The sequence below is a fragment of the Arthrobacter subterraneus genome (assembly GCF_900099735.1).
GTDB lineage: Bacteria > Actinomycetota > Actinomycetes > Actinomycetales > Micrococcaceae > Arthrobacter_D > Arthrobacter_D subterraneus.
The window spans coordinates 424,353-437,506 of the sequence record NZ_FNDT01000001.1; the positions used below are offsets into that span (position 1 = coordinate 424,353).

The window sequence follows — 13,154 nt, forward strand, 5'->3', positions numbered from 1 at the left end:
TCCCGCTTCGAGGGGCCGCTCCCCTAGCGGTGCGCTTCGGCGTGGACGCTGCGGGAGATCGCCACCATGTCCTCGCGGGGCACCACCTTGATGCGTTCGCGGACCACCCCGTCGATTTCCGTCGCAGCGCCACCGAGCGCGCGCTCGTGCTCATCCAGCGCCAGCCACCCTTCCCAAGTGGTGAACTGCACCCCGCGTGACGCAAGAAGCCCGACGACGGCGCCCTCCTCCGGCGCGGAGGCTGCGGGCAGGTCCTGAAGGTCCTCCAGCAGGTAGGTGACGGTCTCCAGGGCATCGCCCTTGGTGTGCCCGATGAGCCCCACAGGTCCGCGCTTGATCCAGCCGGTCGCATAGAGACCGGGCACGGAGGTGCCGGCGGCGTCCAGGATCCGGCCGCCGTCGTTCGGGATCACACCGCGACGGTGATCGAACTCCACCTCGGGCAGCGCCGAACCGAAGTAGCCCACCGCGCGGTACACCGCCTGCACCGGGTAGTCGATGTACTCGCCGGTTCCTACGGCGTTGCCCGTGCCGTCCAGTTCGGTGCGCTCGAACTTGATGCCGGTGACCCTGCCGTCCTCACCGAGAACCTCCACCGGGTTGTGCAGGAAGTGCAGGTGCAGCCGGCGGGACGCGGTGAACTCCGCCGGGTCCTCGGGCTGTTCGGCGATCCAGTTGGTCAGGGTCCCGACCATGGTCTTGGTCTGGTTGTTCGTCTGGATCTGCCGGTCAGACTCGGCGTCGAACTCGAAGTCCTCCGGGTAGAGCACGATGTCGACGTCGCGGGAGTGGGAGAGCTCGCGCAGCTCCAGCGGCGTGAACTTCACCTGCGCGGGGCCGCGGCGGCCGAACACGTGAACGTCCGTCACAGGCGAGTTCTTCAGCCCCTGGTAGACGTTGTCCGGGATTTCGGTGACCAGCAGGTCCTCGGCGTGCTTCGACAGGACGCGGGCTACATCGAGCGCCACGTTGCCGTTGCCGATGACGGCGACCTCCTTCGCCTCGAGCGGCCACTCGCGCGGAACATCGGGGTGCCCGTCGTACCAGGAGACAAAGTCGGCGCCGCCGAAGGAGCCCTCGAGCTCGATGCCCGGGATGTTGAGGTCAGCGTCCTTGATGGCGCCGGTGGCGAAGATGACGGCGTCGTAATGGGTGCGCAGGTCCTCCAGGGTGAGGTCCGTGCCGTATTCAACGTTCCCGAAGAAGCGGATGTCGCCGCGGTCCAGGACCTTGTGCAGGGCGTTGACGATGCCCTTGATGCGCGGGTGGTCCGGGGCCACGCCGTAGCGGATCAGGCCGTACGGTGCCGGGTAGCGGTCGTAGAGGTCGATGCTGACGGTCAGTTCCCCGGAGGCGACGGGCGCGGACTTCGTCAGGATGTCGGCGGCGTAGACTCCGGCCGGACCGGATCCGACGACGGCGACGCGCAGGGGACGCTGGAAGGAGAACGTGGACGGTTGCGACACGGCTGTGTTCCTTTGCTGTGGATGGTGGTTCGTGTGAAGCGGCGCTGGGTGCGCAGGTCGGAAGGGCTGGGTTCAGCGGGAGACTGGGGGTTTCCAATGCGGTGAAAGCGCGACGACGTCTCCCACCACGATCACGGCCGGAGACTTCACCCCGCGCGCTTCCGCGAGGTCCGCGATGGTCGCGAGGGTTCCGGTGGTGACGCGCTGCGATTCCATCCACCCGTCCTCGATGACCGCGACGGGAGTGGACGGCGTCCGGCCGCCGGTGATCAACGAGGCGGCGGAGGACCGCAGCAGTGACACTCCCATGAGGAGGATCAGCGTGTGGTCGCTGCCCGGCGGGATGTGCCCGGCCTGCTGCCGGATGTCCTCGTGCCCGGTGATGACGCTGAAGCCCTTCGCCACTCCCCGGTGCGTGACCGGAATTCCTGCAGCCGCCGGCACCGAGATGGCGGAGGTGACGCCGGGAACCACTTCGACGGCGATGCCGTGGTCGCGGCAGTAGGCTTCCTCTTCTCCCCCACGTCCGAGGACGTAGGGGTCGCCGCCCTTCAGCCGGACCACCCGGTGTCCGAGCAGCGCCTGCTCGACGAGGATGCGGTTGATCTCATCCTGCGGTACCGGGTGGTGGCCGGGGAGCTTGCCGACCTCGATCACCTGGACGTCCGCGGACAGCCCGGTGAGCAGGGAGCGCGGCCCCAGCCTGTCAGCAACGACGATGTCGGCCTGCGCCAGGAGCCGGCGCCCACGGACGGTCAGAAGGCCGGCGTCGGCCGGTCCGCCACCCACCAGGGCGACAGTCCCGATGGCGTCTTCCGGAGACCGGCGGTGCCGCCGCAGCGGCAGTTCACCGGATTCCAGGGCGGCGGCAACGCCGTCGCGCAGGGCGGCCGCGCGTTTCGGGTCACCGTTCGTATTGACCGCCACCGTGACGTCGTCGATCCGCGCGACGGCGGGAACCCAGGCGGCGGAGGCTGCCGAGTCGCCGCCCTTGACGCACCAGATGCGCAACTCCTCGGCTTCGGCGGCGATCCGGTCCTGCACCTCGGCGGAGCCGGAGTGTGCCAGGACCAGCCACGCGCCGTCGAGGTCCGCGGAGCCGTACTCGCGCTGCTGCCAGTCCACGAGGCCGGCTGCAGCGGCTTCGGTGATGTCCTCACAGGCGTAGGGGGCCACGACCGTGACCAGGGCGCCGTCGTCGAGCAGTGCCTGCAGCCGGCGGGCGGCGACGGGACCGCCGCCGACCACCAGGACGCGGCGGCCGCGGAGCTGAAGTCCAAGCGGGTAGGTCATTGTGAGCCTCCAACGAGCAGGCCGCGGCGGCGCAGCAGACGGCGTTCAAGCGGTCCGAAGATAAGGAGCTCCACGACGATTCCGATGAAAAGGATGAGGAGAATGGCCGAGATAACCGTGGCCATCGAGGAAAACTGGCGTCCCTGGTCCAGCAGTGCACCCAGTCCGAACCCGAGGGTTCCGCCGGTCGCAATGATCTCCGCAGCCATGAGCGAGCGCCAGGAGAATGCCCACCCCTGCTTCAGGCCGGCCACGTAGCTGGGCAGCGCAGCCGGAAGAATGATCCGGATAGCAAGTTGCCACCGGCTGGCGCCCAGCACGTGCCCGACGCGGCGGTGCTGGTCAGGGACATGGTCGACGCCGGCGATAAGCCCGTTGGTGATGGACGGGATGGCACCCATCAGCACCACGAAGTACACGGTGGCATCGCTCAGCCCGAACCAGATGACCGCAGCAGGAACCCACGCCACGGAAGGCAGCACCTGCAGACCGGAAATCAACGGACCGAAAGCACCCCGCAGGACCCTGCTCTGCGCGAGCACGAGTCCAAGCGGGGTGGCGATGAGGACGGCAATGATGAAGCCGACAACGCCGCGCTGCAGGCTTGTCAGGACTGTCTCAACTGCGTCGCCGTTTTGCCACAGCGAGCCGAGGGTTCCGAAGACGTCGGCGGGACCGGGCAACTGGTCGGGCCGTGGACGGACAATCCATACGTACATCTGCCATAGGTAGATGACCGCAACCAGTGCAGCGACCGGCAACAGGGCCTTGGTGATGCTGGACTTCCAGGACGACTGGACGCGCGCTTCCTGCTGAAGGTTGTCCAGGCCCTTCTCAAGGGCGCGATCGTCCTCGGCGGGGAGCTTCGTCAGCGGACCCGAGGACGGTTCTGCCTTTGTCAGCGTTGATTCAGGCTGCATGGCGGCGGATCTCCTTGCGCAACTCTGTGGTGATGTCCGCAGTCAGGACCGCCGGGTCCTGCTCTCCTACGGGCCACTCGGCGACCACCCGGCCGGGGCGAGACGACATCAGCAGCACGCGCTGGCCTAGACGGACGGCTTCACGGACGTTGTGCGTGATGAACACGATGGTCCGTCCCGTTTCCTTCCAGACCCGCTGCAGCTCATCGTGGAGCAGGTCGCGTGTGATGGCATCGAGCGCAGCGAACGGTTCATCCATAAGGAGAATGTCCCGGTTCTGGGCCAAGGACCGTGCCAACGCGACCCGCTGACGCATGCCGCCCGACAACTCGTGCGGCCGCTTCGCAGCGGCATCGGACAGATGCACCAGTTCCAGGAGCCGGGCAGCCTCGGAACGCCGCTCGGACTTCGAGGCTCCGCGCAACTGCAGCGCAAGCTCAACATTTGCCTGCGCGGACAGCCACGGAAACAGTGAAGCGTCCTGGAACATGAAGGCGGCTTTGGGTGAGGCGATGGTGCCCGACGTCGGCTCCTCCAGTCCCGCGATCAGATTCAGGAGCGTGGACTTGCCGCAACCCGAAGCGCCCAGCAGGGCGACGAACTCGCCCTGCTGGACCTGCAGGTTGACGTTGTCGAGGACCAGCGGCGCGCCGGCGGAGAACCGCTTGGAGAGTCCGGCGATGTTGATCTGTGCGCTGCTCATGGGGAGGTGGTCCCGGAGCCAAGCCCCGCGTCGTCGTACACTGGGCCGCCGGATTCTTCCTGCAGACTATTGAGCGGATCGAGGTGCAGGATGCCGGTGATGTCGGCATCAGAGGTGGTTCCGGCCGCTACCCCGTCCGCGAGAAGCTGGGCGAGTGCCCCAGCCAAAGGGTCCTGCGAGAAGGTCACATTCTCCAACGCCCGCTCCAGGACCGCTTCCGCGAGCGGTTTGGCGTCCGCTGCCGTGAGTCCCGCGTTGATGAGCGCTGGAGTCTCCTGCGGGTTTTCGTTCAACCACTCGATGGCGCGCAGCTCGCCCCGCAAGAGGGCTTCGACCTGGTCCGGATGCTCGGCGAGGAACTGCTTGTTCACCACCAGTACGGTCGTGGCGAATTTGCCCTCCGGCCACAGATCCGCCTCGTCGACCAGCACTTCGGCGCCCGCGTCCACCACAAGCCGGGAAGCCCAGGGCTCGGGCAGCCAGGCACCGTCGATGTCGCCGTTCCGGAACAGCTGAAGCGTTGTCGCGTTCTCGGTGGGAACAATGGCGACGTCCCCGCCGCCGTCGATCGTGGTCTCGTAGCCCTGCTCGCCGAGCCATACGCGCAGCGCGACATCCTGGGTGTTGCCAAGCTGTGGTGTGGCGAGTGTCTTGCCTGCGAGGTCCTCGATCGACTCGACGCCGGGATTCACTACAAGCTGCGCACCGCCTGCCGTGGCGCCTGCCACGATCCGCAGGGACTCGCCCTTGCTCTGAACATACGAGTTGATGGCGGGGTTGGGACCGATAAAGGTTGCATCAATAGCCCCTGCGTTCAGTGCCTCGATCGCCGAAGGACCTGCATTGAACACCTGGGTAGCCAGCTCCGTGTCGCCCAGTTCCTCGGCGAAGTAGCCGTTCTCCAAACCCACCAGCGCTGGGGCATGGGTGAGGTTGCCGAAGTAGCCCAGCCGGAGCTGTTCCGCATCGGAAACAGGTGCTGCCGCCGTCGTCGTCTGGGGTGACGACTGGGAGGACGCATAGGCCGCGATCGCGGCGCCGGTCGCAACCGCGACGATTGCCGCACCGGCAATGAAGCCTTCAGCGGTGCGGCTCTTCAGCAGAATGCCCCGGGTTGCAGGGCGGATCAGATTCTCGTTGGTGGCTGTGTTGGGGTCATATGTCATAACGTTCGTCCTCGCGGGCCGCCAGCTCAAGGTGGTCTGATTCCACCAGGCCTGCGGCCAGGGTGTTGCCGTCGGAAGGGTCGATGACCAGGAAGGCTCCGGTACGGCGGAAGTTGATGTAGTTGTCCACGGGCAGCGCTGCTGCGAGCCGGATGTGGACGGTCCCGATGTCGTTGAGCTCAAGGCCCGACGCCGGCTGATCGGCGAACGTGGCGAGGTCCAGTTTGTTGATGACCTGGCGAACCAGTCCCTGGACCGTCCTGCTGCCGTGCTTGATGAGGAGCCGTGAGCCCTCCTTCAGCGGCTTCGGCGAGAGCCAACACAGAGCCGCGTAGAGGTCCTGTGTGGGCTGCGGGAGGCTAGCTGCCGGTCCCGCTTCGGCCAGCAAATCACCGCGCGCGATGTCGATGTCATCGGCAAGCCGCAGCACCACGGACTGCGGGGCGAAGGCCTCGTCCAGTTCCTGACCCGCGAAGTCGATGCCGGTGACGGTAGTGACGCGGCCGGCCGGCTGGACGGTGACGGCGTCACCCACCCGGATGGACCCGGCCGCTACCTGCCCGGCGTACCCGCGGTAGTCCCGGTACGTGTCGGCGTCGAGTCCGGGAGCCACCGCGCCCTGCGGCCGGATGACGGTCTGGACGGGGAACCGGAAGGCTTCGACGTCGGTTTCCAGGTCGGCGAGCGCGGGCAGCTGTTCGAGGGTCTCGAGCAGCGACGGTCCGCCGTACCAGGGTGTCTTCTCCGAGCGGTCCACCACGTTGTCGCCCTCGAGGGCGGACACCGGGATGATGGCCGGCTCGTCGACCTTCAGCTCCCGCGCGGCCTGCTTGAGCTGAGCTTCCACGTCGCGGAACACGGCTTCGCTGTAGTCCACGAGGTCGATCTTGTTCACCGCGACGATGATGTGCGCCACCCGCAGCAGCCGCGCCACCGCGAGGTGGCGGCGGGTCTGCTCCAGCACACCCTTGCGTGCGTCAATGAGTACGACGACGGCGTCCGCCGTGGAGGCGCCCGTCACCGTGTTCTTGGTGTACTGAACGTGCCCCGGGGTGTCCGCGAGAATGAACGTCCGGTTGGCGGTGGCGAAGTAGCGGTAGGCCACGTCGATGGTGATGCCCTGCTCACGCTCGGCACGCAGGCCGTCGGTCAACAGTGCGAGGTCCAGGCCGCCACGTTCCCCGCCGAAACCGCGCTCCGCGGAGGTGCGGGCAACGGCGTCGAGCTGGTCTGCGAGGACAGACTTGCTGTCATGCAGGAGGCGGCCCACCAGGGTGGACTTGCCGTCGTCGACCGATCCGGCCGTGGCAAAGCGGAAGAGCGTGGAGTGTTCGAGTGCTGTCTCAACAGCGGTGGGGGTAGACATCAGAAGTAGCCGTCCTTCTTGCGGTCTTCCATGGCGGCTTCCGAGATCCGGTCGTCCGCGCGGGTGGCGCCGCGTTCGGTGAGTGTGCTGAGGGCGACTTCGCGGACTACTTCCGCGACGGTCGCTGCGTCGGATTCCACTGCGCCGGTACAGGACATGTCACCGACCGTGCGGTAGCGGACGGTGCGCGTCTCCACGGTTTCCTTCTCCGTGGGCTGCGAGACCTCTCCGACGGCGCGCCACATGCCGTCGCGGCGGAACACCTCGCGTGGGTGGGCGTAATACAGGCCGGGAAGCTCGATGTTCTCCCGCTCGATGTAGCGCCACACGTCCAGCTCGGTCCAGTTGCTGATGGGGAACGCGCGCACATGCTGGCCGACGGTGTGCCGGCCGTTGTACAGGTTCCACAGCTCGGGCCGCTGGTTGCGCGGGTCCCACTGGCCGAACTCGTCACGCAGGCTCAGGATGCGTTCCTTGGCGCGGGCCTTGTCCTCATCGCGGCGGCCGCCGCCGAAGACGGCGTCGAACCGGTTGGCGTTGATGGTGTCCAGCAGCGGAACGGTCTGCAGCGGATTCCGTGTCCCGTCGGTCCGTTCGCTCAGTTCGCCGCGGTCGATGTACTCCTGCACGGACCCGACCACCAGGCGAATCCCAAGCCGCTCAACCGTGCGGTCGCGGAACTCGAGAACCTCGGGGAAGTTGTGGCCGGTGTCAACGTGCAGCACCGGGAACGGAACCTTGCCGGGCCAGAACGCCTTCGTGGCAAGGTGCAGCATGACCACGGAGTCCTTGCCGCCGGAGAACAGCAGTGCGGGCCGCTCAAACTCGGCGACGACCTCCCGAATAATGTGAATAGCTTCGGACTCGAGGGCGTCCAGTGAGCTCAAGCGGTGCTGCGCGGAGGCAGCGAGGTGGGCCGACTGCCGAGCCGGAACCGCTGATGCCGCCCCTTGGTGAGCGACTCGCGGAGCCGCATCCGATGCCGCCCAGGGAGTGGCATCTAAGGTGTCAGCCGAGGGTCCCGACGCGAGCTCGCGAGCGTTGGGTAGGCTGCCACCGCTGTCGGAGCGGGACGCAATGCTGCTTGCAGCATTGCCGTCCCGCGAAGGGGCGGGGGCGGCATCGGATGCGGCGCCCACGGCGACCTCGTAAGTATTCGTGTAAGAGCTCATTGGTGGATTCCGCACTCTGTCTTCGCTAGGCCGGCCCAGCGGCCGGCTCTCGGGTCTTCTCCTGGGGCTACCGGACGGGTACACGGCTTGCAGCCGATCGAGGGGTAGCCGTTGGACAGGAGCATGTTCACGGGGACCTGGTGCTCGCCTGCGTAGTCGAGGAGCTCATCGAAGCTCCAGGCTGCCAGCGGGTTGATCTTGACCAGGTTGTGCACCCGGTCCCAGGTGACCAGGGGCGTGTTGGTCCGGGTGGGCGCCTCGTCGCGGCGTACACCGGTGAACCACACTTCGTAGCCGGCGAGGGCCTTCTTGAGCGGGTCCATCTTGCGGATGGCGCAGCACTGGGCGGGGTCCCGGCCGAAAAGGTCCTTGCCGTACTGGGCGTCCTGTTCGGCGACGGTCAGCTCGGGCATCACGTCCACGATCGTGATATCCAGCTGGTCAGCGACCTCGTTGCGGGTGATGTGTGTTTCGGTGAAGTGGTAGCCCGTTTCGAGGAAGAGCACGTCCACGCCCGGGAACTGCTGGGAGACCAGATGCGGGAGGACGGCGTCGGCCATGGAGCAGGCGACGGCCGCCTGGGAGAGGTCAAAGTTGCGGGCTACCCAGGCGATGACCTGCCCGGCGGGCGAGTCCCAACCCAGTTCCTCGGTGCCCCTGGCAGCGAGCGCCTTCAGCTCGTCCTCGGTGCGGCGTGCGGGACGCACGGTGTCTGAGACGACGTGTTCGCGTGACAGGCTCACTGCAGCACTCCTTCCTCGGCACGGTGCGCCCACTGGGCGAAGGTCTCGTTGTCGTGGCGGTCCTCGGCGTAGCGGCGCACAACGCGCTCAACGTAGTCGGGCAGGTTGTCCACGGTGACCTTGAGGCCGCGGATGGTGCGGCCCAGGCCGGCTTCACCGCGGTCCACGGTGGCCAGCCCGCCGCCGAGGTGCACCTGGAAGCCCGGGGTGGGGTCGCCGTCGGGCGTTGGAAGCATCATGCCCTTGAGGCCGATGTCCGCCGTCTGGATGCGGGCGCAGGAGTTGGGGCAGCCGTTGATGTGCAGGGCGATCGGCTGGGTGAGGGTGCCGTTGTCAACGAGGTCCGCGAGCCGGCGCTCGAGTTCCGCGATGGCGGTGGCCGCGGTGGCCTTGGTTTCGACGATGGCGAGCTTGCAGAACTCGATGCCCGTGCAGGCGATGGTGGAACGGCGGAACAGGGACGGGCGGGCCGAGAGTCCCAAGGCTTCGAGCTCGCTCACCAGCGGTTCCACCTGGTCCTTCTCGACGTCGAGGACAACGAGTTTCTGGTGGGGCGTGGTGCGCAGGCGGGTTGAGCCGTGGGCTTCGAGGGCGTCGGCGAGCGAGGTGAGGATGGTTCCGGAGACCCTGCCCACCGTCGGCGAAACGCCGATGAAGAACCTGCCGTCCTTCTGCTCATGGATGCCGACGTGGTCACCCGGGGTGCTGGGCTTCGGTGCGGCCGGGCCGTCTGGCAGCTCGAAGCCGAGGTACTCGTCCTGGAGGACCTGGCGGAATTTGGCGGTTCCCCAGTCGTTCAGGAGGAACTTCAGGCGGGCCTTGGTGCGCATGCGCCGGTAGCCGTAGTCGCGGAAGATGCTGGTCACTCCGAGCCATACTTCGGCGGCGACGTCCGGGGAGACGAAGACGCCGAGGCGTTCGGCCAGGCGGGGGTTGGTGGAGAGCCCGCCGCCCACCCACAGGTCATAACCGGCGCCGAGCTCGGGGTGGACCACGCCCACCAGGGCGAAGTCGTTGATCTCATGCACCACGTCCTGGCTGGGGTGGCCGGTGATGGCGGTCTTGTACTTGCGCGGGAGGTTGGCGAGCTCCGGATCGCCGATGAACCGTTCGCTCAGTTCGTGGATCAGCGGGGTGGGATCCAGGATCTCGTCCTTGGCGATGCCGGCCACGGGGGAACCGAGGATCACGCGGGGAACGTCGCCGCAGGCCTCGGTGGTGGAGAGCCCCACCGACTCGAGGCGGTTCCAGATTTCCGGCACGTCCTCGACCCGGATCCAGTGCAGCTGGATGTTCTGGCGGTCCGTGATGTCAGCGGAGTCCCGGGCAAATTCGGTGGAGATCTCGCCGATGACCCGCAGCTGCCCGGTGGTCAGCGCCCCGCCGTCGATGCGGACGCGGAGCATGAAGTACTTGTCTTCGAGTTCGTGCGGTTCCAGCGTGGCGGTCTTGCCGCCGTCGATACCCTGCCTGCGCTGGGTGTACAGGCCCCACCAGCGGAAGCGCCCGTGGAGGTCCGTGCCGTCAATCGAGTCGAAGCCGTTCTTCGCGTAGATCTGCTCGATCCGCTCGCGGACGTTGAGGCCGTTGTCCTCCTGCTTCCACGTTTCATTGGCGTTCAGGGGGGTGGTGCCGTCAACCTTCCACTGGCCGTGCGGTTTGGCGGCAGGCCTGGATGCGCGGGGCTTCCCTGCGGCTGCCGGGCTTGCTTCGGTTGCGACTGAACTCGTCATGTAACGACAGTAGGACCGGGGTCAGAGCCCCTTCAAAGGTTCGGCAACACCCGTTCACGTGGGGACACGGCGCGTCACAATGCCGTAAGGGTCTTGACAGCTTCCGCGTTCAATCGTGAAATGCGGGCGCTAGGGCCGGGCGCACACCGTGACAAGCTGCCGGCACGGCCGGCCGCAGTCCCGGGCGGGATCCGGCGCCTGAAGGCGTGCGGCGGCGTCGTCATACCGGGCGAGGGCAATCTCGGCGACGGCTTTCGAGGGAAGCAGCGGCGCGCTCACCACTGGAGCGCCCGCCTTGGCCAGCTGGTCGTGGAAGTAACCGGGCGCCAGCAGGTAGGAGGCGATCGCCGCGGCTTCCCCTGCCTGGGCGACGGCCTCGGGAACGGACGGCCGCGCACTCGCCCCGTACCCGACCACAATGTGCCCGGACCGCAACGCGGCCAGCTGCTCCGCAAGTTCTCCGACGTCAACGGACGCGCAGGCATCGGAAGAGCCGGCGGCGGCGAGGACGACGGCGTCTCCCGGACCCACTTCCGCCTCCTCCAGCCGCTGCTGCAGCAGGGCGGCAAGCCGCGGGTCGGGGCCCAGCGGGGCGGCGGCGTACGTGTCCGGCCGGCTCTGCACCGCTTCGGCGATGTCCACCTTCACGTGGTAACCCACCGACAGCAGCAGCGGAACGATGACGGCGGGCCCGTCCGGCAGGGAAGCCACCACCCCGGGAAGGTCCGGTTCCTGGACGTCAACGTAGGCTTCGCGGATGTCCAGCTCCGGGCGGAGTGCGCGCATCTCATCGCGCAGCCGGTTGACGGCCGCCTGTCCTTCGGCGCTGCTGGTGCCGTGTGAACACGCAATGAGCACAGGTGGCGTGGAAGTCTGCATGCTGGCCATTGAAGCACCCGCCTGCGACTATTGACAGTTGTGTGCCGTAACGAAAAGACCTCATGAACGCCGCGCTGATCCTCGACCTGTTCGGCGTTTTCTTTTTCGCCGTTTCCGGGTCGCTGCTGGCTGCACGCAAGGGGTTCGACCTGGTCGGCTCGCTTCTTCTGGCGTCCCTGGCGGCACTGGGCGGCGGTGTGGCACGCGACGTAATAATCGGCGTCGACCCAGTGGCTTTCACCAACCCGCTCTACCTCGCGCCGCCGGTGCTGGCCACCCTTCTGGTGTTCTTCCTCTTCTCGCGGCTCGAGAAGGTGTCCACGCTGCTCATGCTGTTCGACGCCGGCGGGTTGGCCCTGTTCTGCATAGTCGGTGCGCTGAAGGCGGTGGATGAGGGGTGGAATCCGGTGGCGGCGGTGCTGCTCGGGGTGACTACCGCCGTCGGGGGTGGACTGCTGCGCGACGTCGTCGCAAATGAGGTTCCCCAACTGTTCAATCCGGGAGACATTTATGCGCTGCCGGCCTTCCTCGGGGCGGCGCTCACAGTGGTGCTTGCGAAGCTGGACCTGTTCAACGTGGTCACCGGCATCGCCGTGGCTGCGCTGGTGTTCCTCCTCCGGGTTCTTGCCTGGCGGGGCGGCTGGCACGCTCCCCTGGCCACCCGGGCACCGTGTCCTTCCGAGCCTCCCACGGCGGGATAGGATTGGGGGCATCCCCCAACCTCACCTGGAGCCACCGTGACCGAGCTGTTCCTGGATAAATTCCGCGCCCTCGTACCGGCCTACTTTGACGAGCCCTGGGTCCCGGAAGACGGACTCTCCGAAGCCGAGCTTGCAGAGCTGCGTGAGGGCCAGGATTTCCCGCTGCCTCTGGCCGTGCGCGAGTTCTACCTCGCCGTCGGCGCCTCCGAGGACCTCATGGAAGCCTTCCACTATGTGTGGGACCCGGATGAGCTGGAGATCGAAGACGGATTCCTGCTGTTCATGGAAGACGCGGATGAGAAGTTCGTCTGGGGCATCAAGGCGGATCAGCTGACCGTCCCCGATCCCATCGTGTGGCGGCGCAATAACGCCCGGGGGTCCTGGAAGAACGAGGAAGGAACGTTCAGCGAGTTCATGCTCGACATGTTCGACTGGGTGTTCGACGACGAGGCAGAATGACCTGGCACACCCACGCTCCCGCAGGGTACGAGTGCCCGTTCTGCGATCTGGCCTCCGGCGAGTTCCGGTTCGCCTCGAACCTCTGCGAGCCCGGTGACCTGATCTACTCGGATGACCTGGTCATGGCGTTCATTGCCTCCCACGGGTTCGAGCCGAATCCCGGCCACGTGCTGGTGACCCCGCGGGACCACTACGAGCTGCTGTATGAACTGCCCGACGACGTCGCCGGCCGCATCATGACCGTCACCCGGGACATGGCGATCGCCATCAAGCGCGCCTGGAATCCGGACGGAGTCTCCACCCGCCAGCACAACGAGCCCGCCGGCAGCCAGCACGTCTGGCACTACCACCAGCACGTGCTCCCCCGCTGGCACGACGACGGCTTCTACTTCACGCCGAAGCGCCCCGTGGTTGATCCCGCCATCCGTGCCCGCAAGGCTGCTGAACTCCGGGATGCGCTTTAGCTGTGCACTGTCCCGGACTGCTCACTATTCCCACCGTCCCCGGGCTGATTCCGGCATAGACCCGTCTGCGACCTGGGATTCTACTCGCG

13 protein-coding genes are annotated in these 13,154 nt (G+C 67.0%); 3 read left to right on the forward strand and 10 right to left on the reverse strand.

Going from position 1 to position 13,154, the window contains the following annotated elements; all coding sequences use genetic code 11:
- Window positions 1-23: 23 nt before the first annotated feature.
- From BLS52_RS01960 to BLS52_RS02005, 10 genes are all read right to left on the reverse strand, one after another.
- Window positions 24-1,466 carry an FAD-dependent oxidoreductase gene (locus BLS52_RS01960; protein ID WP_090584283.1) on the reverse strand — a complete coding sequence of 481 codons (1,443 nt, stop codon included), beginning with the start codon at window positions 1,464-1,466 and terminating at the stop codon, window positions 24-26.
- 72 nt (window positions 1,467-1,538) lie between these two features.
- The gene (gene cobA, locus BLS52_RS01965) at window positions 1,539-2,759 is read right to left on the reverse strand and encodes a uroporphyrinogen-III C-methyltransferase (protein WP_090584284.1); all 1,221 of its coding nucleotides are present in this window, start codon (window positions 2,757-2,759) and stop codon (window positions 1,539-1,541) included.
- On the reverse strand, window positions 2,756-3,679 hold the full coding sequence (locus BLS52_RS01970) for an ABC transporter permease (protein ID WP_090584285.1): 924 nt from the start codon (window positions 3,677-3,679) through the stop codon (window positions 2,756-2,758). The genes cobA and BLS52_RS01970 overlap by 4 nt, the downstream gene beginning before the upstream one ends.
- Entirely contained in the window at window positions 3,669-4,382 is a 714-nt protein-coding gene (locus tag BLS52_RS01975) for an ABC transporter ATP-binding protein (RefSeq protein ID WP_090584286.1), read from the reverse strand. Before BLS52_RS01975 ends, BLS52_RS01970 begins: the two co-directional genes overlap by 11 nt.
- A complete protein-coding gene (locus BLS52_RS01980) occupies window positions 4,379-5,548 on the reverse strand; it encodes an ABC transporter substrate-binding protein (protein WP_090584287.1) in 1,170 nt (389 codons plus the stop codon). The genes BLS52_RS01975 and BLS52_RS01980 overlap by 4 nt, the downstream gene beginning before the upstream one ends.
- Window positions 5,538-6,914, reverse strand: coding sequence for a sulfate adenylyltransferase subunit 1 (locus BLS52_RS01985; RefSeq protein WP_090584288.1), 1,377 nt, complete (start codon window positions 6,912-6,914; stop codon window positions 5,538-5,540). Before BLS52_RS01985 ends, BLS52_RS01980 begins: the two co-directional genes overlap by 11 nt.
- Window positions 6,914-7,801, reverse strand: coding sequence for a sulfate adenylyltransferase subunit CysD (gene cysD / locus BLS52_RS01990; RefSeq protein WP_090584499.1), 888 nt, complete (start codon window positions 7,799-7,801; stop codon window positions 6,914-6,916). Before cysD ends, BLS52_RS01985 begins: the two co-directional genes overlap by 1 nt.
- Window positions 7,802-8,082: 281 nt before the next feature.
- A complete protein-coding gene (locus BLS52_RS01995; protein WP_245702649.1) occupies window positions 8,083-8,829 on the reverse strand; it encodes a phosphoadenylyl-sulfate reductase in 747 nt (248 codons plus the stop codon).
- Complete coding sequence (locus BLS52_RS02000) at window positions 8,826-10,562, reverse strand: nitrite/sulfite reductase (protein ID WP_090584289.1); 1,737 nt, start codon at window positions 10,560-10,562, stop codon at window positions 8,826-8,828. Before BLS52_RS02000 ends, BLS52_RS01995 begins: the two co-directional genes overlap by 4 nt.
- A gap of 129 nt (window positions 10,563-10,691) precedes the next feature.
- Complete coding sequence (locus BLS52_RS02005) at window positions 10,692-11,441, reverse strand: sirohydrochlorin chelatase (protein WP_090584501.1); 750 nt, start codon at window positions 11,439-11,441, stop codon at window positions 10,692-10,694.
- Between the two features lie 62 nt (window positions 11,442-11,503).
- Between BLS52_RS02005 and BLS52_RS02010 the strand changes: the two genes are divergently transcribed.
- The 3 genes from BLS52_RS02010 to BLS52_RS02020 are packed head-to-tail and all read left to right on the forward strand — an operon-like array spanning window position 11,504 to window position 13,065.
- The gene (locus tag BLS52_RS02010; RefSeq protein ID WP_051470792.1) at window positions 11,504-12,142 is read left to right on the forward strand and encodes a trimeric intracellular cation channel family protein; all 639 of its coding nucleotides are present in this window, start codon (window positions 11,504-11,506) and stop codon (window positions 12,140-12,142) included.
- A gap of 36 nt (window positions 12,143-12,178) precedes the next feature.
- The gene (locus BLS52_RS02015) at window positions 12,179-12,601 is read left to right on the forward strand and encodes a hypothetical protein (RefSeq protein ID WP_090584290.1); all 423 of its coding nucleotides are present in this window, start codon (window positions 12,179-12,181) and stop codon (window positions 12,599-12,601) included.
- Window positions 12,598-13,065, forward strand: coding sequence for an HIT family protein (locus BLS52_RS02020; protein WP_090584291.1), 468 nt, complete (start codon window positions 12,598-12,600; stop codon window positions 13,063-13,065). The genes BLS52_RS02015 and BLS52_RS02020 overlap by 4 nt, the downstream gene beginning before the upstream one ends.
- The last annotated feature ends 89 nt before the right edge of the window (window positions 13,066-13,154 follow it).

What these genes read in the sequence shown, in the direction of transcription:
- BLS52_RS02020 (WP_090584291.1), top strand. Translation starts at nt 12,598, where the DNA reads ATGACCTGGCACACCCACGCTCCCGCAGGGTACGAGTGCCCGTTCTGC.
- BLS52_RS02010 (WP_051470792.1), top strand. Translation starts at nt 11,504, where the DNA reads ATGAACGCCGCGCTGATCCTCGACCTGTTCGGCGTTTTCTTTTTCGCC.
- BLS52_RS01975 (WP_090584286.1), bottom strand. Translation starts at nt 4,382, where the DNA reads ATGAGCAGCGCACAGATCAACATCGCCGGACTCTCCAAGCGGTTCTCC.
- BLS52_RS01985 (WP_090584288.1), bottom strand. Translation starts at nt 6,914, where the DNA reads ATGTCTACCCCCACCGCTGTTGAGACAGCACTCGAACACTCCACGCTC.
- BLS52_RS01970 (WP_090584285.1), bottom strand. Translation starts at nt 3,679, where the DNA reads ATGCAGCCTGAATCAACGCTGACAAAGGCAGAACCGTCCTCGGGTCCG.
- BLS52_RS02005 (WP_090584501.1), bottom strand. Translation starts at nt 11,441, where the DNA reads ATGCAGACTTCCACGCCACCTGTGCTCATTGCGTGTTCACACGGCACC.
- BLS52_RS01980 (WP_090584287.1), bottom strand. Translation starts at nt 5,548, where the DNA reads ATGACATATGACCCCAACACAGCCACCAACGAGAATCTGATCCGCCCT.
- BLS52_RS02000 (WP_090584289.1), bottom strand. Translation starts at nt 10,562, where the DNA reads ATGACGAGTTCAGTCGCAACCGAAGCAAGCCCGGCAGCCGCAGGGAAG.
- cobA (WP_090584284.1), bottom strand. Translation starts at nt 2,759, where the DNA reads ATGACCTACCCGCTTGGACTTCAGCTCCGCGGCCGCCGCGTCCTGGTG.